This is a genomic window from Enterobacter chinensis (assembly GCF_034008295.1).
In the GTDB taxonomy this organism is placed as follows: Bacteria; Pseudomonadota; Gammaproteobacteria; order Enterobacterales; family Enterobacteriaceae; genus Enterobacter; species Enterobacter chinensis.
Genome location: NZ_JARDVI010000004.1, coordinates 311,179 through 334,849, shown reverse-complemented (window position 1 = coordinate 334,849; position 23,671 = coordinate 311,179). Strand labels below are relative to the sequence as shown.

18 protein-coding genes and 1 tRNA gene are annotated in these 23,671 nt (G+C 54.2%); 8 read left to right on the top strand and 11 right to left on the bottom strand.

Annotated elements, in window-relative coordinates; genetic code table 11:
• Positions 1-25: 25 nt before the first annotated feature.
• Entirely contained in the window at positions 26-310 is a 285-nt protein-coding gene (gene rplY / locus PYW49_RS14280) for a 50S ribosomal protein L25 (RefSeq protein WP_134347832.1), read from the top strand.
• A gap of 52 nt (positions 311-362) precedes the next feature.
• Here rplY and yejK read toward each other — a convergent pair whose 3' ends face one another.
• Positions 363-1,370 (bottom strand): nucleoid-associated protein YejK, encoded by a 1,008-nt coding sequence (gene yejK / locus PYW49_RS14275; protein ID WP_047346586.1) that lies wholly within the window; start codon positions 1,368-1,370, stop codon positions 363-365.
• 134 nt (positions 1,371-1,504) lie between these two features.
• Here yejK and PYW49_RS14270 point away from each other — a divergent pair, with 134 nt between their 5' ends.
• From PYW49_RS14270 to PYW49_RS14260, 3 genes are all read left to right on the top strand, one after another.
• Complete coding sequence (locus PYW49_RS14270) at positions 1,505-1,732, top strand: YejL family protein (protein ID WP_014884596.1); 228 nt, start codon at positions 1,505-1,507, stop codon at positions 1,730-1,732.
• 19 nt (positions 1,733-1,751) lie between these two features.
• Positions 1,752-3,512 (top strand): LPS biosynthesis-modulating metalloenzyme YejM, encoded by a 1,761-nt coding sequence (gene yejM / locus PYW49_RS14265; protein ID WP_320386771.1) that lies wholly within the window; start codon positions 1,752-1,754, stop codon positions 3,510-3,512.
• Positions 3,513-3,584: 72 nt separating this feature from the next.
• Positions 3,585-3,661, top strand: a tRNA-Pro gene (locus PYW49_RS14260).
• 38 nt (positions 3,662-3,699) lie between these two features.
• Here the strand turns inward: PYW49_RS14260 and PYW49_RS14255 are convergent.
• Together PYW49_RS14255 and PYW49_RS14250 are read right to left on the bottom strand one after the other, a co-directional pair.
• Positions 3,700-4,887: an MFS transporter gene (locus tag PYW49_RS14255; protein WP_320386770.1), complete on the bottom strand. Its 1,188-nt coding sequence runs from the start codon at positions 4,885-4,887 to the stop codon at positions 3,700-3,702.
• A 125-nt stretch (positions 4,888-5,012) separates the two neighbouring features.
• Positions 5,013-5,273, bottom strand: coding sequence for a DUF2534 family protein (locus PYW49_RS14250; RefSeq protein WP_008500962.1), 261 nt, complete (start codon positions 5,271-5,273; stop codon positions 5,013-5,015).
• Between the two features lie 209 nt (positions 5,274-5,482).
• Here PYW49_RS14250 and eco point away from each other — a divergent pair, with 209 nt between their 5' ends.
• Complete coding sequence (gene eco, locus PYW49_RS14245; protein WP_320386769.1) at positions 5,483-5,986, top strand: serine protease inhibitor ecotin; 504 nt, start codon at positions 5,483-5,485, stop codon at positions 5,984-5,986.
• A 93-nt stretch (positions 5,987-6,079) separates the two neighbouring features.
• Here the strand turns inward: eco and mqo are convergent, their stop codons facing one another.
• A complete protein-coding gene (gene mqo / locus PYW49_RS14240; protein WP_063957870.1) occupies positions 6,080-7,729 on the bottom strand; it encodes a malate dehydrogenase (quinone) in 1,650 nt (549 codons plus the stop codon).
• 187 nt (positions 7,730-7,916) lie between these two features.
• Here mqo and PYW49_RS14235 point away from each other — a divergent pair, with 187 nt between their 5' ends.
• Positions 7,917-9,206 (top strand): SulP family inorganic anion transporter, encoded by a 1,290-nt coding sequence (locus PYW49_RS14235; protein WP_320386868.1) that lies wholly within the window; start codon positions 7,917-7,919, stop codon positions 9,204-9,206.
• Here PYW49_RS14235 and mgtE read toward each other — a convergent pair.
• The 6 genes from mgtE to PYW49_RS14205 form a co-directional block, all read right to left on the bottom strand.
• A complete protein-coding gene (gene mgtE, locus PYW49_RS14230; RefSeq protein ID WP_320386766.1) occupies positions 9,169-10,605 on the bottom strand; it encodes a magnesium transporter in 1,437 nt (478 codons plus the stop codon). The two genes, PYW49_RS14235 and mgtE, sit on opposite strands and share 38 nt — an antisense overlap.
• A gap of 193 nt (positions 10,606-10,798) precedes the next feature.
• Positions 10,799-12,442: a multidrug ABC transporter permease/ATP-binding protein gene (locus tag PYW49_RS14225; RefSeq protein ID WP_320386764.1), complete on the bottom strand. Its 1,644-nt coding sequence runs from the start codon at positions 12,440-12,442 to the stop codon at positions 10,799-10,801.
• A gap of 69 nt (positions 12,443-12,511) precedes the next feature.
• Complete coding sequence (gene alkB / locus PYW49_RS14220) at positions 12,512-13,168, bottom strand: DNA oxidative demethylase AlkB (RefSeq protein ID WP_320386763.1); 657 nt, start codon at positions 13,166-13,168, stop codon at positions 12,512-12,514.
• Complete coding sequence (gene ada, locus PYW49_RS14215) at positions 13,168-14,226, bottom strand: bifunctional DNA-binding transcriptional regulator/O6-methylguanine-DNA methyltransferase Ada (RefSeq protein ID WP_320386761.1); 1,059 nt, start codon at positions 14,224-14,226, stop codon at positions 13,168-13,170. Before ada ends, alkB begins: the two co-directional genes overlap by 1 nt.
• Before the next feature lie 72 nt (positions 14,227-14,298).
• Positions 14,299-15,354, bottom strand: coding sequence for an FAD:protein FMN transferase ApbE (gene apbE / locus PYW49_RS14210; protein ID WP_320386760.1), 1,056 nt, complete (start codon positions 15,352-15,354; stop codon positions 14,299-14,301).
• A 115-nt stretch (positions 15,355-15,469) separates the two neighbouring features.
• Entirely contained in the window at positions 15,470-16,585 is a 1,116-nt protein-coding gene (locus tag PYW49_RS14205; protein WP_047346595.1) for a porin OmpC, read from the bottom strand.
• Between the two features lie 743 nt (positions 16,586-17,328).
• Between PYW49_RS14205 and rcsD the strand changes: the two genes are divergently transcribed.
• Both rcsD and rcsB read left to right on the top strand, forming a co-directional pair.
• On the top strand, positions 17,329-20,001 hold the full coding sequence (gene rcsD / locus PYW49_RS14200; protein WP_134347801.1) for a phosphotransferase RcsD: 2,673 nt from the start codon (positions 17,329-17,331) through the stop codon (positions 19,999-20,001).
• 16 nt (positions 20,002-20,017) lie between these two features.
• Positions 20,018-20,668: a response regulator transcription factor RcsB gene (rcsB, locus tag PYW49_RS14195; protein WP_003859405.1), complete on the top strand. Its 651-nt coding sequence runs from the start codon at positions 20,018-20,020 to the stop codon at positions 20,666-20,668.
• A gap of 112 nt (positions 20,669-20,780) precedes the next feature.
• Here rcsB and rcsC read toward each other — a convergent pair whose 3' ends face one another.
• Positions 20,781-23,627, bottom strand: coding sequence for a two-component system sensor histidine kinase RcsC (gene rcsC, locus PYW49_RS14190; protein ID WP_320386758.1), 2,847 nt, complete (start codon positions 23,625-23,627; stop codon positions 20,781-20,783).
• Between the last annotated feature and the right edge of the window lie 44 nt (positions 23,628-23,671).

The window sequence follows — 23,671 nt, the reverse complement described above, 5'->3', positions numbered from 1 at the left end:
GGGTTATAAATACAGAGAGAAATCAATGTTTACTATCGAAGTAGAAGTACGTAGCGTTCAGGGTAAGGGTGCGAGCCGCCGCCTGCGTAACGCCAACAAGTTCCCAGCTATCATTTATGGTGGCGAAGCTGCTCCAGTTGCAATCGAACTGGACCACGACAAACTGTGGAACCTGCAGACCAAAGAAGGTTTTTACAGCGAAGTTCTGACTCTCGTTGTTGGCGGGAAAGAAGAAAAAGTGAAGGTTCAGGCTGTTCAGCGTCACCCGTTCAAGCCAAAACTGTCTCACATCGACTTCGTTCGCGCGTAATCGCAAACACGTCGAAAAAAAACCCCGCTTCTGCGGGGTTTTTTTATGGCTGTTATTTCCCGCCCGAGGTGCGGCGCTGAAGCTGATCGCGCAGGTTCGGCGGCGTACCTTTGATGGTTAGCGTATCGGTGGCCGGATCCCAGAAAATGCGTTCACCCAGCAACATCGCGTCAAAATTGATGGTTAACCCACCACCGCTGCCGGCAAACTTGGTTAACTGACGCAGCGTACTGCGATCCGCCGGGAAGCTCTCTTCAAGCTCATAGCCTTTATCCGCGGTGAATTCCTGGAAGCTGACTTCGCTCACGCCCGCCAGCTCTTTTGACAGCGACTCCAGCTCAATCTCTTCCCCTGCCTGCAGCTGTTCGTTGCAGTAGCTGTAAACCTGCTGGCGTACGTTCTGACGCTCAGATTTATCGAGCTGAGCTTCAGCCGTGAAGTCGTCAACCGCCTGCAGCAGACCTTTGTTCTGCGCTTTGGCGTTAAGACCTTCGCTGGCACCGAGGAAGTCCATGAAGAAATCCGCCACTTTTCGGCCCACGCGTCCCTTCAGGAAAGTCAGGTAGCGGGTCGACTCCGGGTTGGTTTCCCACTCGGTCAAATCAATACGCGCCACAATATCCGCATGATTGATATCCAGGTAGTGCGTCGAGCTGATATCCAGCTGCTCGTTCACGCGCATGCTGCTTAAGTTATTCAGCACGGTCACCAACAGATACTCCACCGCCAGATAGCGGTAATGGCAGAACAGCACGATCCCGCCGTCGGCGAAGGGATATTTCGCCAGCTCGTCGCGCAGACGCCCGGTAGCGGCGCGGCTAAACGCCAGGAAATCCTCTTCGCCCTGACGCTGCAGGCGCAGGCTATCTGCCAGTTCACTCTCTTCGCTGAACAGACCATAGGCTTTATTTTTGGCGCTGTAGACGCGATGCAGCTCTGCCATCATCTCCACAACGGTCGCCGTGGGTTCCAGTAACGAATCGCGCAGCACCACTTCAAGGGTTTGCTCATCGCGCTTGATAAGCTGGTGCAAGGCAATCTGGTTGATTTCCAGACTCATGATAAACTCTCCTTTTAGACCGGGCGGTATTCAACCACCACCAGGACATGTGTGCAACAACAGATAAAAAAGGGGAAAAAAAGCTGTTGCTACGGTAATATGTTGCCCTTTCATCAACAAACTGATTTTGATTTATGCCACAACATTCCCGCTACAGTGATGAACACGTTGAACAACTGCTCAGTGAGCTGGTCAACGTACTGGAAAAACATAAAACGCCGACCGATCTCTCCCTGATGGTTTTGGGAAATATGGTCACCAACCTTATTAACACCAGCGTTGCTCCGGCTCAGCGTCAGGCGATCGCAAAATCTTTCGCCCAGGCTTTACAGTCATCCGTCAGCAACGACCAGGCCCATTAAGGGATACGAACAACAGTTTATGGTGACGAATCGTCAGCGCTACCGTGAAAAAGTCTCCCAGATGGTCAGCTGGGGGCACTGGTTTGCCCTGTTCAACATTCTGTTGGCGACGGTCATTGGCTGTCGTTATCTGTTTGTCGCAGACTGGCCAACAACGCTAACCGGGCGTATCTACTCCTGGATGAGCGTTGTGGGTCACTTTAGCTTTTTGGTTTTCGCCACCTATCTGCTGATCCTGTTCCCTTTGACGTTTATCGTCATGTCGCAGCGTCTGATGCGGTTCTTGTCCGCCATCCTTGCGACGGTGGGGATGACGCTGCTGCTTATCGACAGCGAAGTGTTCACCCGCTTCCACCTGCATCTCAACCCCATCGTCTGGGAACTGGTGATTAACCCCGACCAAAATGAAACGGCCCGTGACTGGCAGTTGATGTTTATCAGCGTCCCGGTGATCCTGTTGATTGAGATGCTGTTTGCCACCTGGAGCTGGCAAAAACTTCGCAGCCTGACCCGGCGACGCCATTACGCGAAGCCTGTCGCCACGCTCTTTTTTGTCTCCTTTATCAGTTCGCACATCATGTATATCTGGGCGGATGCGAACTTCTATCGCCCTATTACCATGCAGCGCGCTAACCTGCCGCTCTCGTATCCTATGACAGCCCGTCGCTTCCTCGAGAAACACGGCCTGCTTGATGCGCAGGAGTACCAGCGCCGCCTGGTCGAACAGGGTAATCCGGAAGCCGTCAGCGTTCAGTATCCCCTAAGCGACTTGCGCTATCGCGATATGGGGCGCGGGCAAAACGTCCTGCTGATCACCGTCGACGGCCTGAACTATTCCCGTTACGAGAAGCAGATGCCTGCGCTGGCCGATTTCGCGAGTAAAAACGTCACGTTTACTCAGCATATGAGCTCAGGGAACTCAACCGATGCAGGCATCTTTGGCCTCTTCTATGGCATTTCAGCCGGCTACATGGACGGCGTACTCTCTACCCGCACACCTGCGGCGCTGATTACCGGATTGAATCAGCAAGGTTACCAGCTAGGGTTGTTCTCATCAGATGGCTTTAACAGCCCGCTCTACCGTCAGGCGCTGCTGTCAGATTTCTCGCTGCCGCCAGCGCAAAATCAGTCCGATGCGCAGACCGCCAGCCAATGGATAAACTGGCTGCAGCGTTACGCCCAGGAAGATAACCGCTGGTTCTCATGGGTTGCTTTTAACGGCACAACGCTTGCCAACAGTAATAAGAATGACTTTGTGCGACGCTACGGCCGCGCGGCTGGCGATGTCGATGCGCAGATAGGCCGCGTACTCGACGCGCTACGCGAGTCAGGCAAGCTGGACAACACCGTGGTGATCGTTACCGCAGGCCATGGCGTACCGTTGGGCAACGAGACGAAGAGTATGAGCTGGTCACGCCCGAACCTGCAGGTTCCACTGGTGATCCACTGGCCTGGCACCCCTGCCCAGCGCATCAATATGCTTACCGAGCATAAAGATGTCATGACCACCCTGATGCAACGCCTGCTGCACGTCAGCACGCCAGCAAACGAGTATTCGCAGGGACAGGATCTCTTCAGCGCCGCGCGCCGCCATAACTGGGTCACGGCTGCCGGGAGTAACACGCTGGTGGTGACCACGCCGAAGCTGACGCTGGTGCTGAACAGCAACGGGAATTACCAGACATATAATCTGCAGGGTGAACGGTTGAAAGACCAGAAACCGCAGCTAAGCCTGCTGCTGCAGGTCCTGACGGATGAGAAGCGCTTCATCGCTAACTGATTAATTATAAACCAGTTAGCGACAGATTCCCTTGCATTCAAAACGGAATCGAGTAGTATTCTTTCTATGCGTCGGCACGTAGCGCAGCCTGGTAGCGCACCGTCATGGGGTGTCGGGGGTCGGAGGTTCAAATCCTCTCGTGCCGACCAAAAACACTTTGAAAACCAGCCTTTTATGGCTGGTTTTTTTATTGCGCCTCATCAGGCATTTTGTGCAGATAAACCAGCGTAACCAGACAAATCACCGCGCCAGTATAAAACGTATATTCCGCGCCAAACGCTTCCCATATCGCTCCTGCTCCCACGCTGGCTATTAATAATCCTACGCCGCTGACCAGGCTAAAAATACCGAAAGCCGTGCCGCGCAAATCCGCTGGCGCGGTTTTAGCGATCATTGCCGCCAGCAATCCCTGCGTCATCCCCATATGCACGCCCCACAGAGCAACGCCTAAAATAATACCCGCCCAGTGGGTGCTCAGCGCCAGCACAATGTCCGCACCTATCAGCACCACCAGCCCCCACTGCAACAGACGAGTGTGGCTCATAACGTCAGATAACTTGCCAAACGGATAGGCAGAGAGGAAGTAGAGCAGATTCATCGCCACCATCACCAGCGGGATCAACGCCAGCGGTACGCCCGACTGCTGGGCGCGGAGGACAAGAAATGCCTCACTGAAGCGCGCAAGAGTAAAAACGGCCCCCAGGCCAATCACCCACCAGCAGCCTTTACCCAGACGCCTAAGGTTCTCTTTTTTTATGGGATTTGTGCGCTTATGTTCAACAGGGTTTTTCGGCTCATGCAGACCGAAGAAAAGCAATGCAACGGCGAGCACGCCCGGGATGACCGCAATCCAGAAAATAGTACGAAAATCATCGTTCCACAGCAGCATCAGGCCAACGGCCAGTAGCGGGCCGAGAAATGCGCCGACGGTGTCCATAGACTGACGTAGACCGAACGCTGCACCGCGCAACTCGGGGGGCGTAACGTCAGCGACCAGCGCATCGCGCGGTGCACCACGGATCCCCTTCCCTACCCGGTCGATTAAGCGTGCCCCCAGAATCATGCCCGAGGAAGAGGCAATAGCAAACAACGGTTTACTCAACGCGCCAAGACCGTAGCCCAGAACCGCCAGCCCTTTACGTTTGCCCAGATAGTCACTGATTGCGCCGGAAAACACTTTGATAAACAGCGCAGTGGCCTCAGCCAGACCTTCAATCAAACCAATGAAGAGCACGCTGGCTCCGAGCGTCGTCACCATAAATAGTGGCAGCAGGCTGTGAATGATCTCCGAGGAGATATCCATCAACATACTGACGCCACCCACAACCCAGACTCCTTTCGGGATCCGGCTGAGCGTTGCAAACCGGGATAACATTGCGCATCTCCTGCTTTATGTCGAACAATCTTGTTCGAAACAGAATATCCTGGAAATGCGAATAAAAATCATCTGATATAAAAAAAGCCAGCCCGCAGGCTGGCTTCATTTTCGGAGGTGAATGCTTAGTGCTTCTCGCGACCGCCCAGGAAGAAAATGCCCAGCGGGATGGCCAGCAGAACGGTGAACACCAGGCTGTAGACAAAGATCATTGCCGACTGCAGGACATACATGCTGGTTGTCCAGGCAGAGAGGGGAATATTGTACTGTTCGATCACGCCAACAATGGTTGCCCGCCCCACGCACGCGGCAGCAATCATAAACACGACCAGCAGCGCCAGGAGGAATTTGCGGCCTTCAGGTGTTTTCAGTTTTGCACGAACCATCTCTCTTCCCTTTTACAGATGAATAACATTATATACAGTCTAAAATAACACGAACTGGCACCTGACTCCACACCAGCATAAACAACCACTAAACAAGAGATTTAAAAGTGCATAACGCTATACATAGTGAAAATGTAAGTAAATAACACCAATCATTCATGGTTGTTATGTTAACCTGCGCAGGATCGTTTTGACATAAAGGAATGACAATGAAAAACGCACCTAAATTTGCCATCGCCCTCATCGCCGCCGCGTGCGTCAGCACCAGCGCTTTCGCCAGCGAAACCCAAAAAGAGCAGCCGCTGGAAAAAGTTGCCCCGTATCCGAAAGCGGACAAGGGTATGAAGCGTCAGGTGATTCAGCTGCCGGTTCAGCAGGATGAAGCGAACTTCAAAGTGGAACTGTTAATTGGCAAGACGCTGGAAGTGGACTGCAACCAGCATCGTCTGGGCGGTCAACTTGAAAGCAAAACGCTGGAAGGCTGGGGTTACGACTATTACGTCTTTGATAAAGTCACCTCTCCTGTCTCCACCATGATGGCCTGCCCGGACGGCAAGAAAGAGAAGAAATTTGTGACAGCGTATCTGGGCGACAACAGTCTGCTGCGCTACAACAGCAAGTTGCCGATCGTGGTATATACGCCTGAAAACGTGGAAGTGAAGTATCGCGTGTGGAAGGCAGATGAGAATGTCGGACAAGCGGTAATACGTTAAGAATAAGTCGGGTGACGGCTTTGCCTTACCCGACCTACAAAACAACACCGAACGTAGGCCGGGTAAGCGTCAGCGCCACCCGGCTTTTTTACCTTACAGCGCGATATCCGCAACTGGTTTGTTTTCCGGCTGAGGCTTCAGCTCCGCTTTTGGCGCAGCATCCGCAGCCTGCGGCTTAACATATTGCAGCTGCAGTACGCGGCTGGTGTATTCCAGCTCCTGCTCCGTCGCATCCACGTTACCGTTCAGCTTCGTGCCGTAGGATGGAATAATGGTTTTCAGCTTCGCCTGCCATTCCGGGCTGGAGACTTTATCTTTAAACACTTTTTCCATCAGGTGCAGCATGATTGGCGCAGCAGTAGACGCACCCGGTGATGCCCCCAGCAGCGCGGCGATGGTGCCATCCTTATCGCTTACCACTTCGGTACCCAGACGCAGCACGCCGCCTTCTTTCGGATCGCGCTTGATGATCTGTACGCGCTGACCCGCCTGCCACAAACGCCAGTCTTCTTTCTTCGCCTGCGGATAGTACTCTTTCAGCGCCTCGAAACGGTCGTCGTCAGAGAGCATCACCTGGCTAATCAGGTATTTCACCAGGTCGAAGTTATCCAGACCCACGTCCATCATCGGCTTGACGTTAGAGGTGGTCGTGGCGCTCAGCAGATCCCACAAGGAGCCATTTTTCAGGAACTTGGTGGAGAAGGTCGCGAACGGTCCAAACAGCACCACGCGTTTGCCGTCAAGCATACGGGTATCGATATGCGGAACGGACATTGGTGGCGCACCAACAGAAGCCTGACCGTACACTTTTGCCAGATGACGATTAACCACCTCCGGGTTATCGGACACCAGGAACTGACCGCCAACCGGGAAGCCCGCATAGTCGTCAGCTTCCGGAATACCGGACTCCTGCAGCAGCTTCAGCGCCGCGCCACCTGCCCCAATAAACACAAACTTCGCCTTAATGACGTGTTCGGCTTCATTGTTTTTCAGATCGGCAACGGTCACGCTCCAGCTGTTATCCGCGTTGCGCTTGAAACCGCGCACTTCGGTGCTGAGCTGCAGGTTGAAGTTCTCTTTCTTCTTCAGAGACGTTACCAGCTGGCGGGTAATTTCACCGTAGTTGACGTCGGTACCAATTTCGGTGCGGGTCGCCGCGACTTTCTGATTCGGGTCACGACCTTCCATGACCAGCGGAGCCCACTCTTTAATCTGCGCGTGGTCTTCTGAATATTTCATACCGCGGAACAGCGTGCTCTGCTGCAGAGCCGCGTAGCGCGCGCGCAGGAAGTTAACGTTCTGTTCGCCCCACACAAAGCTCATGTGCGGTACGGTATTGATGAAGGAGTGCGGATCGTGCAGCACGCCGCTGTTGACCTGGTGAGACCAGAACTGGCGAGAAATCTGGAAGGCTTCGTTGATCTCTACCGCCTTCTCGATACTAATGGAACCGTCCTTTTTCTGCGGCGTATAGTTCAGTTCCATGAGTGCCGAATGTCCGGTACCGGCGTTATTCCAGCCGTTCGAACTCTCCTGCGCCACGCCATCGAGGCGCTCGACCATGGTCATTGACCAGTCCGGCTGCAGTTCTTGCAGATAGGTTCCCAGCGTGGCGCTCATGATACCGCCACCAATTAAAAGGACGTCCGTTTCCTGCTCTTTTGGTGCGTCAGCTTTCGCCGCCATAGAGACGGTGTTAAGCCCCACGGCCAGAGAAAAGAGCATGGCAGTCATTTTTTTCATAATTTATGCCTTAGTGTAAAAGTGCTTGATGCGTGGAAATTGCAGGTGAAAAAAGCTGCGGGGGCACGGTAACAACTTTTAAATATTGTTTAAAGGTTACGAAATTATTGTAATTGTGAAATTTAATGATGGATTGTTTGTAGGGGATTATGCTGGCGGCTGGCAATAGGGGCATTTTCTGGCTACTATCCTGCACTTTGTGATCGCGCGCACGGAAGCCTGCCCTAACCAGCGAATTGTTATGTCCTTACCCCAACCTGCTTTGCCCAACGAAGGCCGCGTCACCACGGTCCTCAGCTCACCCAAACTTCTGATGCGTGAAACGCTGGCGGGCGTGATTACCGCTCTGGCGCTGATCCCCGAAGTTATTTCATTTTCCGTGGTCGCGGGGGTTGACCCGAAGGTCAGCCTGTTTGCCTCCGTGGTGCTGTGTCTCGCCCTGTCCGTGCTGGGCGGTCGTCCGGCGATGGTCACGGCAGCGGCCGGTTCCGTCGCGCTGGTCATTGGCCCGATGGTGCATCAGCACGGTGTGCAGTACATTCTGCCGGCGGTGCTGATGGCTGGCGTGATTCAGATCCTGTTTGGGGTATCGGGCATGGCGCGTCTGATGCGCTTTATCCCTCAGGCCGTAATGACCGGGTTTGTTAACGCGCTCGGTATATTGATTTTCTTCGCCCAGGTTCCCCACTTCTGGAGCCGAAGCCCGCTGATTGTAGGTCTGTTCGTGCTGACGGTGCTGATTGTGCTCTGGGTACCGCGCTACATCAAAAGTGTCCCCTCGCCGCTGATTGCCATTGTCTTGTTGACGCTGTATACCGTGACCACCGGTCAAATCCTGCCGACCGTGGGTGATGAAGGCGCGATAAGCGGCGGTTTGCCGGGGCTTACTGAACTGTTGGTTCCGCTTAATTTACAGACGCTGAGCATCATCTGGCCGTGCGCGCTGAGTATCGCGTTTGTCGGCCTGCTGGAATCCCTGCTCACGGCAAAGCTGGTGGATGAGCTGACCGCAACGCCGTCGAGCAAGCGGCGTGAGAGCATCGGGCTGGGCGTGGGTAATATTCTGTCTGGTTTTTATGGCGGTATTGCGGGCTGCGCGATGATCGGACAAACCATCGTTAACGTCGAGATGGGGAAAGGACGAAGCCGCATTTCAACCATTGCGGCGGGCATTGTGCTGCTGATCCTGGTGACGGCGCTCAGTGAAGTGATGGCTAAAATACCGATGGCCGTGCTGGCCGGGATCATGGCGATTGTCGCCATTAAAACGTTCAGCTGGCATAGCCTTCAGCCAGCCACGGTAAAAAATGCCCCGATTGCGGAAACGGTGGTGTTGCTGGTCACCGTTGCCGCAACGGTATCAACCGGCAACCTGGCGATTGGCGTGCTGGGCGGGATCATCGTCATGGCGCTGCTTCCCGCCCGCGCTAAGCGTCGGGTTAAAGAAGAAAAATCGTCGCCAGCCCAAGAAAAATAAAGAAGCCGCCGGTATCGGTGATGGCGGTAATCATCACGCTCGACCCCACCGCGGGGTCGCGCCCCAGTTTGGTCATCACTAACGGGATAATAACCCCCATCATTGATGCCACCAGCAAATTCAGCACCATCGCCAGCATCATTACCCCGCCTAATGCCATATCGTCATACAGCCACCAGGTGATGCCGCCCATAATGCCGCCCCACACCAGGCCGTTAATCAACGCCACGCCCATCTCTCTGAAGATCAGAAAGGCGAAGTTGCCGGGCTGAATATTTTCCAGCGCCAGCGCGCGAACGATCATGGTGATGGTCTGGTTTCCGGTGTTACCGCCAATTCCGGCCACAATCGGCATCAGCGAGGCTAAAGCCACCAGCTGCGAAATGGTATGTTCAAAGCCGTCAATCACCCGGGAGGCGATAAACGCGGTACACAAATTAATGGCAAGCCAGGCCCAGCGCGTTTTAACGGCCTTGCCGACGGAGGCATGGACGTCATCTTCGGCGCTGATCCCCCCAAGCGCACGCAGGTCGTTATCGGTTTCTTCATAGACGACATCAACGATCTCATCGATGGTCAGACGCCCCATCAGTTTGCCGACGGAATCCACGACCGCCGCACTTACGAGGTCGTCACGTTCGAAGGTACGCGCCGCTTTTTCCGCATCGTCTTCCGGTGAGAAGACCATCGGCTCGTTTTCCATCACCTCGCTCACCTTCCGCTGGGTGCTGTTCAGCAGGATGGTTTTCAGCTCCAGCTCGCCGAGCAGGGTTTTATCCCGCGAGGTGACAAACAGTTTATCGGTGTTGTCCGGCATCCTGCCCAGGCGACGCAGGTAGCGCTGCACGGTACCGAGCGTGACGTCCGGGCGCACCGTGATAACGCCGAACTCCATAATCGCGCCGACGCTGTTTTTCTCATAGTGCATCACCTGGCGCACGCGCGCGCGTTCATCGGCAGGCAGGGATGCCAGCAGGCGACCGGTCAGGTTTCGCGGCAGGTGTTGAACCAGGTAAATCTGCTCGTCGATATCCAGGGTTTGCAGAGCGTCGAGAATATCCCGGTCGCTCATCTCGTCGATAAGGTCATCCCAGACGTTTTCGGAGGCCTCAAGCAGCACCTGCCCGCGCTCGTGATCCTGCACCAGCCGCCACAGGGCGTGGCGTTCTTCCGAGGGGAGCGCTTCAAGGGTATCCGCCAGGTCAGGTGGCGGTAAGTGAGCAACCAGCGCACCTACCTCAGCAATATCGTCGGCTAAGGTGCCGACATCATATTGCTCAGCCAGGGTGAGTTTGCCTAATAATGAAGAGGTAACCGCTTTATCGGTCGTAAGAAGCCAGATAAGTCGCGCACGTTCCTGGTCACGCTGCCTGGCGCTGTTTTTCTTTAATACCGACATTAATCATAAATCCATGAAATAAGTTGGTATTAAGCATAGCGCGGGGATATGTAAATAAGAATAAACAACGGGGTGGGATGGAGAAAAAAGCGGCATATTGTGCAATATCATTGCGCCCGGCGGCGCTACGCTTGCACGGGCCTACAAATTCGTAGGCCGGGTAAGGCGAAGCCGCCACCCGGCACACTAATTCTCAGGCCGTGCGCGCTACCGCATCGCGAGACGCCGCATCGCGCTCTTCGCCGGTCAGCTCGCTCAGCTTGCCGTCGCGCATCTCCAGCAGACGGTCGGCATGAATAAAGTAATGATCGTCATGGCTGATGGCGAAAATGGTTTTGCCCATCTCCTGCATCAGCGGCAGCAGCACCTGATAAAACTCGCGGCGGAAATGCGGATCCTGATCGGCCGCCCACTCGTCCAGCAGAATGATGTCGCGCTCTTCCGCCAGCGCCAACAGCAGCGCCACGCGTTTTTTCTGCCCTTTGGAGAGCTTCAGGTTGAGGATCTTTCCGTCCTGCAGCTCCAGCTTGTGCGACATCTGCAGCTGCGCCAGCCATTTCTCCACCAGCGCAGGATTAGCCTGTTGCCCTTCCGGCCCCAGCAGCCGATCGAACAGCCAGACGTCGGTGAAGACCGCCGAGAAAAGCTTGCGGTAATCCTCGGGTTTCTCCGCGCTCAGCGCCTTGCCATCCAGCAAAATTTCGCCAGACTGCGGCTGATAAAGCCCAGTGAGCAACATCGCCAGGGTCGATTTTCCACTGCCGTTGCCGCCAATCAGGAACAACAGCTCGCCACGGTGAATCGTCAGATTGATCGGCCCCACGGCGAAAGCGTTGTCCTGATAGCGGAACGTGACGTTACGCAGCTCCAGCGTCTGCCAGTTCGGGAAAGTCTCAGGGCGCGGGAACTCGGCTTTAAACGGCGCGAGATCGAATTTTTTGAGCTTATTAAACGCCACCTGCGCACTCAGCAGGGTGGGCAAAGCTCCGACGGCCGAGAGCAGCGGCGTGCGCAAAAACAGCAGCGTCAGCGAGTAGGTTGCCGCTACGTTCGTATCCGCCCAGCCCAGGCTGTTCGCCATCCAGAATACCAGGCCTATAGCACCCAGCATCATGATATTTGACCAGTTCACCGCGCTCAGGTGGAACGTATCGGCACGGATAATATGGTGCCGGTATTCGCGTGCGTCCGGGATATAGAGATTGTTGAAGATATACTCGGCCCGCTCGCGGTTCAGGGTCAGCTCTTTGCGCCCTTCCAGTACCGTCTGGTAATCGTTATAGAGCTTATCTTCGGTTTCGCGCAGTACCGCCATGTGTTTATAGACGCGGGACACCAGCACAAAACCGCCCCAGATGGTGATGGCAATCCACAGCGCGGTCACCGCCAGCATTTTGCTGGAGAGCCAGGCGAGATAAGCCGCAGAGCCAAAGGTCAGAATGATCCCCTGAACCAGCTCCGGCAGACGAACGAACGCGATGGTAATGGCGCGCACATCGCTGGTCAGCCCCGCCAGCAGGGAAGCACTGCCGAGTTGTTCAACGCGTTCTACCTGGGTGTCCAGAATCCGCTTGATAAACTCACTGCGCAAACGGAAAACGAAATGGTGGCCGAGCGCGGTCAGCGCCAGCTGAGAGCCGAGCGTTACCGCCATCAACAGCAGGAGAAGGCCAAGAAACTCCGGCAATACGGAGAGTGAGGTGTCGACCATTTCAATCAAACGCACGTTAATAAACGCGATCAGGCCAATACCCAGCGCGGCGCTGGCGAGACTTAACGCCATTACGGCGATGAATGGCCAGCGATACTGACGCCAGACAAGGAGAAGTAGTTGCATGCAGGCAATCCGGACAATAAAAATCAGCCAGCAGTGTAAACTGCCCTGCGTGGACATCAAGAATAATTCTTATTTTAGTTTAGTGTACCCCGCCTGACGGAAGGTCAGGTTATAACGGTACTCGCCCGTGAGTGGATGGACCCCGGGTTTCAGCGGCTGAATACCATGATAATAAAGCCGCGACTCCCTGCCCCACACCACCACATCGCCATGTTCCAGCATGATGCGCTTGAGCGGATCGTTGCGACGTAATCCCCCAAACTGGAACACAGCGGGCAGACCTAACGATACCGAGACGATAGGCGCACGTAAATCGGGTTCATCCTTGTCCTGATGCAGCGAGAGCTTCGCGCCAACGGCGTAGCGGTTAATCAGGCAGGCATCCGGACGGAAGTCGGCATAATCCGCTGCAACCGCGGCGTCGTGACAAAGAGCCTGAAAAACTGCAGGCATTGGGGGCCACGGCTGGCTGGTGGTGGGATCGTTCGGCGCATACAGATAGCCCCGTTCGTTTGTCGCCCAACCTAATTCGCCGCAGTTGGCCATGGCCACCGACATGGTGTAGCCGCCCGGCGTCACCATATGGCGAAACGGTGAAACAGCCGTCACCTCTTCAATACCGGCAAGCAGCGCCGCCGCACGAGAGAGTGCAAAGCGGCGCAGGATCACCGCCCCCGGAGCAAGCGGCTCTTGCCAGGGTTCAGCATCCGCAAAAAGATCGAGCATTATCCCTCCTGGCGTTTTGCCTCACGTTTCAGTAATAGCGCTTTCCGCTCCGTCCCCCAGCGATAACCTGACAGCGCCCCGTCATTACGAACAACGCGATGACAGGGGATCACAATCGCCAGCGTGTTTGCGGCACAGGCACCGGCAACGGCGCGCACCGCATTGGGTTGACCAATCGCCTGCGCCACCTGCTGGTAACTTGCCGTTTCGCCGCAGGGAATATTACGCAGGGCCTGCCATACCCGCTGCTGGAATGCGGTTCCGCGAATATCCAGCGGCAGCGCAAGCGGTACAGCGCGGTTATCAATACTGGCAATCACCTGATGGATCCGCTGCGCGAAGGCATCGTCCAGCGGCGCGTGCTCTGCTTTTGGAAATACCGTCGCCAGCTCTTCGGCTAATTCTGCATCGTTGTCACCCAGCAGGATCGCGCAGATCCCCCGCTCGCTCTCTGCAACCAGACAGCGTCCTAACGAACAGTCATCAATAGCATAACGCACAGCCGCGTCCCCTTTACGGTACTGCTTCGCCGTCATGCCCAACGCATCGTTAGCTTTACGATAATAGCTGCTGCTGTCAGGAAACCCGGCCGCCAGAACGGCATCGGTAACTTTGTCTCCCTGCGCAAGCGCGGTGCGCAGTCGCTGACTTCGCGCCGCCTGCTGCCAGGCTTTTGGCGTCATACCGGTTATGGACTTAAACAGACGGTGGAAATGGAAAGGACTCATGGCAACCTGCTGCGCCAGCTTCTCCAGAGTTAACGAGGCATCCTGCTCCAGAAGACGGCAGGCGTGTTCCACTTTTGCCAGTTTTTGTTCCTGCGGATCGCGTTTGTCCGGCATGCAACGCTTGCACGGACGAAACCCTGCCTGAATGGCATGGTGGGCATCAGGATAAAAGCGGACATTTTTACGCAGCGCGTGACGGGCACGGCATGACGGGCGGCAGAAAATTCCCGTCGTCTGCACGGCAAAGACAAACTGAGCGTCAGCGCGCGGATCGCGGGCCAGCACGGCCAGCCAGCGATCTTCATCGGTCATTAAGGTCGGGTTTCTCATTGTCGGCTCCTCTTATAAGCATATATACAGCGTGCCTGAGTGCCACTGATTAAAAACCCGCAACCTTGCTTTTTAATTTTTGTCGCTCACCAGGAAGCTGTTGAACTGCGGCGAATGCCAGGTTTTGAACCCGTCACCCTCTTTAACGATCATATAAACCGCCAACCCTTCCTGACGAACCACCTCTTTGGCTTTCTCCGGACCGAGTACCATTAGCCCGGTATCCCAGGCATCCGCTTCCAGCGCAGTGGGGGCAATCACCGTCACCGACACCAGGTTATGCGTAATTGGACGTCCGGTCTGCGGGTCAATAACGTGCGAAATACGCTTCCCGTCAAGCTCGTAATAGTTACGGTAGCTCCCGGAGGTGCTAATGCCATGTCCGTTGATATCCACCATCGCCTGCACGGCATTTTGCCGATCGGTCGGCTGTTGAATCGCTACGCGCCACGGTTTACCGCTGGCATTCATGCCCCGGCTGACTAACGCGCCGCCCACGGAGACCAGATAGCGAGAAATCCCTTCCTGGGCCATCAGTGCAGCCAGATGATCCGCCGCATAGCCTTCCCCGACCGTCGACAGATCGACAAACAGATCGGGGATGTCTTTTTGCAGGTACTGTTGCCCGTACTGATTGATCACCGTCAGATGCTGTAGCCCTGTCCGGGCGCGGGCGTCATCAATGGCCGCCTGATCGGGCGCGGTTTCAGGCTGCTTGTTGGGGCCAAATCCCCAGAGGTTCACAAGGGGGCCGACGGTCACATCCATCGCCCCGTTGGTTTTGTAGCCCACACGCATTGCCTCGGTCACGATATCGGCCATCGCCTCGCTCACCGGCCACAGGGAGGTACTGCTTGAAAGATTAAAGCGCATCAGCGCTGAGTCATTTTTATATGTCGACAGCAGCTGATCGTCAGCGTCCAGCTGCGACTGAATTTTTCCACGAAGTTCATCTGCGCGTGTCTTATCAAGATTCATCACGCTGACGCGCCAGAAGGTGCCCATCGTTTTGCCTTCAAGCACCGTCGCAGCGGGTGCGTCGGTGGTTGCCACTGGCGTGGAAGAGTCACAAGCGGTCAGGAAAAAAAGGGTTGCCAGAAAGCTGGCGCGTAAAAAAGTCATGTCCATTCGTTATTATCCTCATGCCAGGGCGGCAAGAGTACACCAAAACGGGTGAATTGTGAGATCCTAAAAAAAGCACAAAAAAGGGGCCATCAGGCCCCTGTGTCATACGGTGAAGCGATTAGAACTGGTAAACCAGGCCCAGCGCGACGATATCGTCGGTACCGATACCCGCCTGACGGGTGAATTCATTTTCATCAACCAGGTTGATTTTGTAATCCACGTAGGTAGACATGTTTTTGTTGAAGTAGTAAGTCGCACCCACATCAACATATTTCAGCAGATCCTGGTCGCCGTAACCTTCGATGTCCTTACCTTTAGACTGCAGGTAAGCCACGGATGGACGCAGGCCAAAGTCGAACTGGTACTGAGCAACCACTTCGAAGTTCTGCGCTTTGTTAGCAAAACCGTAAATGTCGCTGCTGCTCTGAGAGTTGCCGAAACGCGTTGCGTTGTAGGTCTGGGAGTATTGCGCCGCCAGGTAAATGTTGTTGGCGTCATATTTCAGGCCACCGGTATACACTTCAGCGTGGTCGCCTTCACCTTTCAGCGCCGGGTTAGCGGTGTTGTTCTGGTCAGCAGTACGCTTAGAAGAAGACATTGCACCACCGATGCTGAAGCCTTCGCCCAGGTTATAGGTCAGGGACGCACCGTAGCCGTCGCCGTTCTGTTTCAGAGTGCTGCGACCGGTCTCGTTTTCACCGCTTACGCTGCCGTTTTTGCCCTGATACTGCAGAGCAAAGTTCAGGCCATCCACCAGACCAAAGAAGTCCTGGTTACGGTAGGTCGCCACGCCGTTAGCACGGGACTGCAGGAAGTTGTCCGCGCCGTAGGTATCGCCGCCAAATTCTGGCAGAACGTCGGTCCAGGAGGTTACGTCGTAGATCACACCGTAGTTACGACCGTAATCGAAGGAGCCCGCTTCAGCGAATTTCAGACCCGCGAACGCCACACGCGTCCAGGCCTGGTTGTCGCTTTCAGAGGTGTTGCCCTGGATCTGGTATTCCCACTGGCCGTAACCGGTCAGCTGATCGTTAACCTGAGTTTCGCCTTTGAAGCCAAGACGCATGTAGGTCTGGTCGCCGTCGGCACTCTTGTCGTCAGAGAAATAGTGCAGACCATCAACTTTACCGTACAGATCTAATTTGTTGCCATCTTTGTTATAAATTTCGGCCGCATTTGCTGCGCCTGCTACCAGGAGTGCTGGTACCAGGAGGGACAGTACTTTAACTTTCATTTTATTAACCCTCTGTTATATGCCTTATAATTGCCACTGCTTACTGGTTAACCCTCATTAACCAGTCGGCAATTTCATTCTCCGCAAAATTACAGAATAATCCAATGCGAATATGATACGAAAACTTTGAAGATGTTTCATTCGTCCATGAACATGTTTCAAAATGTAAATATCAAGGAACTTTTACAAAGCACAAATAGCTTAGAAATTTAGCACTTATAATCAAACAGATAAATCACCACAAAAATATCAATGAGTTACAATAAAATACGTTACAGCACTGAATGACAAAACAAGATCGCCCCTAATCTCTAAAATAACTCTCGCTATCATCATTAACTTTATTTATTACCGTCATTCAGCTTTGAATGTCTGTTTATCCCTAATTCAACCGAATGCATCGCATTCGGTTTTTTTTTACCTTTCTTTACGTAATCTTTCTTTTTTTGTGCTACCGCACCGTAATTGTAACGACTATTAACTAAATTCGAATCGGGTTTCCGCCGAAATCACGAAATTGATGCAAAACTTAATTTCTTGTTAATTCGTGCTATTTATCAGCTGATAACGCGTTATATCTGTACGCACAAGGCAAGTTTGTACACGTTTACCGCACTCCTCGCCGCCGATATTGTCGGTTGAAAAAGTCGCCTGTTCCAGGACCGTGGCGCTGGAAATTCAGTTATTACCCTTTATACTGCCCTATCGCCACAGAGCACGACCATAACGGGTTAAAGATATCAATGAGTCAGACTGAAACTACCGCCCCGAGCAAATTTTCCCTCCTCCCCGGGAGCATTACCCGTTTCTTTCTTCTTTTGATCGTTGTGCTGTTAGTCACAATGGGCGTTATGGTGCAGAGCGCGGTTAACGCCTGGCTGAAGGATAAGAGCTACCAGGTCGTTGATATCACCCACGCCGTGCACAAGCGCATAGATACCTGGCGCTACGCCACCTGGCAGATATACGACAACATCGCGGCAGCCCCGGCATCATCATCCGGGGATGGTCTTCAGGAGACGCGGCTTAAGCAGGATGTCTATTATCTCGAAAAACCGCAACGCAAGACTGAGGCGCTCATCTTTGGCTCTCATGACAGCGCGACGCTTGAGATGACGCAGCGTATTTCGACTTATCTGGATACCCTCTGGGGTGCAGAAACGGTACCGTGGTCGATGTACTATCTGAACGGTCAGGACAACAGCATGATCCTGATCTCTACGTTGCCGTTAAAAGATCTCTCTTCAGGTTTTAAAGAGACGACCGTGGGCAGTATTGTCGATTCCCGCCGGGCAGAGATGCTGCAGCAGGCGAACGCCCTTGATGAGCGTGAGAGCTTCTCATCACTGCGCCGACTGGCCTGGCAAAATGGTCATTATTTTACCCTGCGCACCACCTTTAACCAGCCGGGTCATCTGGCAACGGTCGTGGCCTTTGATTTACCGATTAATGATCTCATCCCGCCGGACATGCCGCTCGACAGTTTCCGTCTGGAACCAGACAGCAGCACCCAGAATATGCGTTCGGCACCTGACAAAGAGGCCGCAGAGAGCGTATCGATCTCCTTTAACGGCTCGAAAATCGAAATTGCCTCGTCGCTCAACTCGACCGGTATGCGTCTGGTGTGGCAGGTTCCGTTTGGCACGCTGTTACTCGACACCCTGCAAAATATCCTGCTGCCTCTGTTGTTGAATATCGGCCTGCTGGCGCTGGCTCTGTTTGGCTACAGCACGTTCCGTTTCCAGACGGGGCGTCCGAGCGACGCCTCTGCGGTTCCGGCCGGAACCAGCAATGAGCTGCGCGTATTACGTGCGCTGAATGAAGAGATTGTTTCCGTGCTGCCGCTTGGGGTGTTAGTTCACGACCAGGAAGCGAATCGTACGGTGATGAGCAACAAAATTGCTGACCATCTGCTGCCGCATCTTAACCTGCAGAACATCACTACTATGGCGGATCAACACCAGGGGGTCATTCAGGCCACCATTAACAATGAGCTGTACGAGATCCGTCAGTTCCGCAGCCAGGTCGCCTCACGCACGCAAATTTTCATTATCCGCGATCAGGATCGCGAAGTGCTGGTGAATAAAAAGCTCAAACAGGCGCAAAGGCTGTATGAGAAAAACCAGCAGGGGCGCGCCGCATTTATGCAAAATATTGGCGATGCCTTCAAGCAGCCGTTAAAAACGCTGGCGACCCAGGCGGCGGCGTTAAACACGTCGGAAAGCCACCAGCTTGCCTGCCAGGCTGACTCGCTGGTGCGTATGGTTGATGAGATCCAGCTGGCGAACATGCTGGAGAATGACTTCTGGAAGGGGACGCCAACCCTCTTCTCCATTCAGGATCTGATCGATGAAGTGGTTCCGGAAGTCCTGCCCGTGATTAAGCGTAAAGGGCTGCAGCTGTTGATCAATAACCGTTTGTCCGCGAATGACGAGCGCCACGGCGATCGTGAAGCGCTGCGTCGCATTCTGTTGATGATTATTCAGTATGCCGTGACCACCACGCAGATCGGTAAGATCACCCTCGAAGTCAGTACGGACGAATCAGCAGAAGATCGCCTGACGTTCCGCATTCTGGACACCGGGGAAGGGGTAACGACAAGTGAAATTGATAATCTGCACTTCCCGTTCCTGAATGACACGCAAAGCGATCGCTACGGTAAGGCCAATGCCCTGACGTTCTGGCTGTGCGATCAGCTGGCGCGTAAGCTCGGCGGCCATCTGAATATCAAAGCCCGTGAATCCCTCGGCACCCGTTATTCCCTGCACGTCAAAATGCCCGCCAATCCGCAGGAAGAAGATGAAGAACGTCTGCTGGATGATGTCGTGGTGATGGTTGATGTGACCTCGAATGAGATCCGCAATATTGTCGTTCGTCAGTTAGAAAACTGGGGTGCGGCCTGCATCACGCCGGATGAAAGACTTGCAAGTCAAGAATATGATCTGTTTTTAACTGATAATCCGTCTAATCTTACTGCCTCCGGCTTGCTTTTAAGCGATGATGAGTCAGGCGTGCGGAAAATCGGCCCTGGCCAGCTGCGCGTCAACTTTAATATAAGCAATGCGATGCAGGAAGCTGTACTACAACTAATAGAAGAGCAACTGGCGCAGGAAGAGATAGCGGAATCACCGTTAGGCGGCAATGAAAACGCCGAGCTTCACGCCAGCGGATACTATTCACTCTTTGTTGATACAGTACCAGATGATGTTAAGCGGTTGTATACTGAGTCCGCTGCGAATGATTTTGCAGCGCTGGCACAGACAGCACACCGGCTTAAAGGGGTGTTTGCCATGCTTAATCTGGTTCCCGGCAAGCAGTTATGTGAAACGCTGGAACATCTAATTCGTGAGAAAGATGCCTCTGGCATTGAAAAATACATCAGCGACATTGACGCCTACGTCAAAAGCTTGCTGTAGCAAGGTAGCCTTATACATGAACAATATGAACGTAATTATTGCCGATGACCATCCGATTGTACTGTTCGGTATTCGCAAATCACTTGAACAGATCGAGTGGGTGAATGTAGTCGGTGAATTTGAAGACTCTACAGCACTGATCAATAACCTCCCAAAACTTGATGCACATGTGCTCATTACCGATCTCTCCATGCCTGGGGACAAGTACGGTGATGGGATCACGCTCATCAAGTACATTAAACGTCACTTCCCGGACATCTCGATCATTGTTCTGACCATGAACAACAACCCGGCGATCCTGAGCGCCGTACTGGATCTGGATATCGAAGGGATTGTGCTGAAACAAGGCGCACCGACCGATCTGCCAAAAGCGCTTGCTGCGCTGCAGAAAGGCAAGAAGTTCACGCCTGAGAGCGTCTCTCGTCTGCTGGAGAAAATCAGCGCGGGTGGCTACGGTGACAAACGCCTGTCGCCGAAAGAGAGCGAAGTTCTGCGCCTGTTCGCAGAAGGTTTCCTGGTCACCGAAATTGCCAAGAAGCTGAACCGCAGTATTAAAACCATCAGCAGCCAGAAGAAGTCAGCGATGATGAAACTGGGCGTGGACAACGATATTGCTCTGCTGAACTATCTCTCCTCCGTTACGCTGAGCGCAACGGATAAGGATTGATCCCCACTGTAAATGCCGGGTGGCGTTCGCGCTTACCCGGCCTACAGAACCCGCAGGCCCGCGCAAGCGCAGCGCCGCCGGGCAAATAAAAAAGGCCCTTGCGGGCCTTTTTTTATATTCTGGTTTTTCTCACGCGGTCTGCGTAAATCGACAATGTCTGCTTCAGCACGTCCAGCGTCACCGGTTTCGACAGACAGCTGTCCATTCCTGACTCCAGACAACGCTGTTTCTCTTCCGCCAGCGCGTTCGCCGTTACGCCCACAACCGGTAGCGTCAGGCCAAGCTGCCGGATGCGCTGCGTCAGACGGTAACCATCCATGTTAGGCATGTTGACGTCACTAAGCACAATATCAATATGATTTTTACTCAGCACATTCAGCGCATCCACGCCGTCATTAGCGGTTTTGCACTGGTAGCCAAGCGATCCAAGCTGGTCAGCCAGCAGGCGGCGGTTAATCGGATGGTCATCCACCACCAGAATCATCATATCGTCATTCACCGACGCCAGAGAATCCGGTGATGGCAATCCGCCCGCGCTGTCGCTCTCTTCCAGTTCCACTTTGTAGATGCGCGCCAGCAGGCTCAACAGCTCATGCGGCGTTGCAACGCTGTGTACCCATTCCCCCGGCTCACGCTCAACCGGAATGCCAATGTGGCGACGACAGAAGCGCACCGTTCCTCTCCCCTGCCACGGCTGTTCCAGCATCTCGTCGGCAATCAGCACATCGTCCACGTCCGGCGTTTGGCCCTCATAGCGACACACCCTCACACCGCTGTGGGTGAGCAGAGCCGTCAGGTAGTCATTCAGTGAAGCATTATGCACCGCCAGCCAGCAGCGCTTATTACTCAGCCCGTCAACCGTCGCTTTAGCCGGATACTGCGCTGAATAGAGCGGAATGCGGATGGTGAACTGGCTGCCCATGCCGGGCTCGGTATCAACCGAGATGTCACCGTCCATCATGCTGATGAGCTTCTCACAAATCGCCAGCCCCAGACCGGTACCCTGGAAATTACGCTGCACGCCGGTCCCGACCTGGAAGAACGGGTCGAACAGACGAACCACCTCCTTCGCCGGGATACCTACCCCGGTGTCGCGCACGCGAATGCTCAGGTAATCCCCCACCCGGCAAACGTGCAACACAATACAGCCGATATCAGTGAATTTAATGGCGTTGCTGAGCAGGTTAGAGATGACCTGCTGCAGGCGCATCGGATCGCCGTGCAGCGTCAGCGGCACATCCGGCTCAATAAAGCAGTACAGCCCCAGCTGTTTACGCACAACCAGCGGCAGATAGTTGGCGCTGATATGGTTCATCACCTCGCGCGGTGAGAACTCCCGCGGTTCGATTTTCAACTGCTCAGACTCAATTTTGGAGAAGTCGAGAATATCGCTAATGATTTTCAGCAGCAGACTGGAGGAGTTGTTCATCGCCGTCACCAGCCTGTCGACCCCTTTCGGCAATTCTTTCGTCTGTAGCAGATCGAGGTTACCGATAATCCCATACAGCGGCGTACGCAGCTCGTGGCTGACGGTCGCGAGGAACATGGATTTCGACTGACTGGCCTGCTCCGCGGCCTGCGCCATCTCCTGCAACGACTCTTCCATCTTCACGCGTGCGGAGACATCCACCAGCACGCAAATCGCCACGTTTTCATTGCGATAGCGGGAATGGACAAAGCTAATCTGCAGGTTGGTGTGGGTGCTGGTGAGCACGTCGACAAAGTTAACCTGCTGACCACAGATAATTTGCGTCAGCCTTTGCCGGTCCTCATGCGTCAGCATGTTCAGGTAGTTATGCGCCAGTTCGTTACTCAGGATATTTGTCCCGTCCTGGGTACGCAGAATACAGATCCCCACCGGTGCCGACGCGACAATCTTGCGGTTAAACTGCTCGTGTTCCTCCAGCCGCTGGGCGTCGCTTTCGGCAGGAATAAAGATTTTCCGCTCATACATGCGCGCCAGGGTGAATAGCGCCCCACCCGCGATCAGGTTCAGCAGAATGGCATTCATGATAAGAATGCGAATCCGCTCAAGCACCATATCCACCGGCAGCGAATAGACAATACTCAGCGACGAAGGCGGCAGGCTCTTCTTCAGCACCAGTTCGCGGAACCCCGAGGTATAACCAAACCACGACCGCTCCTGCATCCAGTGCGGTTCGACGTTTAAACGGTTATCGGGCCCGGCAAGCGAGATCAGCTGATGGCCATTTTCATCAAGAATGGTCACCCCCATTGGCAGGCTGCCTGGGGTGAAGAAGTTTTCCATGCGGATGGTCTGCTCAATCCCCAGCAGTGCCTGCAGGCGATTGCCCAGATAGACCGGCGTCAGGGCGTAGAAATAGCCCACGCCCGTGCGCGGACCCTGGCTTACCCAGAAGATGTTATTCCCACGCTCGTCCTGCGGTGCATTGCGATATTTCACAATACGTTCATGCAGGCTTTTCAGCGCGTCATCACGCTCAACGGGCACATCGCGCAGCCCAAAGTCAGCCATGCAGAGATTTTCACTGCCAATCAGGAATACGCGGTTCAGGTCATAGGCGGCGGAGAAATTGTCGCGCCAGTAGCGCATAAACCAGGCAAGAGATTCCAGCGATCCGCGCCAGGTATTGCTCATGGTGGAGCAGTCGGAGTCCGGGAACAGCGGCTGGAAATCCGGGACTTCGGTTTTGTCATTACGGCCGCGAAGCGCAAGGATACCGTTTTCCGCCGTCAGGCGATTTTCAGCAATATACTTCAGCTCCTTCATCACGTCTGACGTTCGCTGAATGTAGCGCTGGGCCTGGTCGGAGCTTAAATTAAACTCCTGGCGGATCTCCGCTTCTTTCTGGTGCAGCGCGTTAACGATGTAAAACACGGAGAACAATGCCACCAGCAGCCAAAGCAAGAGCGCCAGCGCCCGAAACAGATAGCGAGAAACTTTCAGCGTAGTACGAAAGGAGACGAGGTATTTCAAAGGGGCGAGGCTCCGCCGTAGGGGTCAAAAGAATGTGGTTAAGG

Excerpts from the sequence above, each read along its gene's own strand:
- rcsB (WP_003859405.1), top strand. The coding sequence starts at position 20,018 with ATGAACAATATGAACGTAATTATTGCCGATGACCATCCGATTGTACTG.
- mgtE (WP_320386766.1), bottom strand. The coding sequence starts at position 10,605 with ATGTCGGTATTAAAGAAAAACAGCGCCAGGCAGCGTGACCAGGAACGT.
- PYW49_RS14255 (WP_320386770.1), bottom strand. The coding sequence starts at position 4,887 with ATGTTATCCCGGTTTGCAACGCTCAGCCGGATCCCGAAAGGAGTCTGG.
- PYW49_RS14225 (WP_320386764.1), bottom strand. The coding sequence starts at position 12,442 with ATGCAACTACTTCTCCTTGTCTGGCGTCAGTATCGCTGGCCATTCATC.
- eco (WP_320386769.1), top strand. The coding sequence starts at position 5,483 with ATGAAAAACGCACCTAAATTTGCCATCGCCCTCATCGCCGCCGCGTGC.
- mqo (WP_063957870.1), bottom strand. The coding sequence starts at position 7,729 with ATGAAAAAAATGACTGCCATGCTCTTTTCTCTGGCCGTGGGGCTTAAC.
- yejM (WP_320386771.1), top strand. The coding sequence starts at position 1,752 with ATGGTGACGAATCGTCAGCGCTACCGTGAAAAAGTCTCCCAGATGGTC.
- ada (WP_320386761.1), bottom strand. The coding sequence starts at position 14,226 with ATGAGAAACCCGACCTTAATGACCGATGAAGATCGCTGGCTGGCCGTG.
- PYW49_RS14205 (WP_047346595.1), bottom strand. The coding sequence starts at position 16,585 with ATGAAAGTTAAAGTACTGTCCCTCCTGGTACCAGCACTCCTGGTAGCA.
- PYW49_RS14250 (WP_008500962.1), bottom strand. The coding sequence starts at position 5,273 with ATGGTTCGTGCAAAACTGAAAACACCTGAAGGCCGCAAATTCCTCCTG.
- rplY (WP_134347832.1), top strand. The coding sequence starts at position 26 with ATGTTTACTATCGAAGTAGAAGTACGTAGCGTTCAGGGTAAGGGTGCG.
- apbE (WP_320386760.1), bottom strand. The coding sequence starts at position 15,354 with ATGGACATGACTTTTTTACGCGCCAGCTTTCTGGCAACCCTTTTTTTC.
- yejK (WP_047346586.1), bottom strand. The coding sequence starts at position 1,370 with ATGAGTCTGGAAATCAACCAGATTGCCTTGCACCAGCTTATCAAGCGC.
- rcsD (WP_134347801.1), top strand. The coding sequence starts at position 17,329 with ATGAGTCAGACTGAAACTACCGCCCCGAGCAAATTTTCCCTCCTCCCC.
- PYW49_RS14270 (WP_014884596.1), top strand. The coding sequence starts at position 1,505 with ATGCCACAACATTCCCGCTACAGTGATGAACACGTTGAACAACTGCTC.
- alkB (WP_320386763.1), bottom strand. The coding sequence starts at position 13,168 with ATGCTCGATCTTTTTGCGGATGCTGAACCCTGGCAAGAGCCGCTTGCT.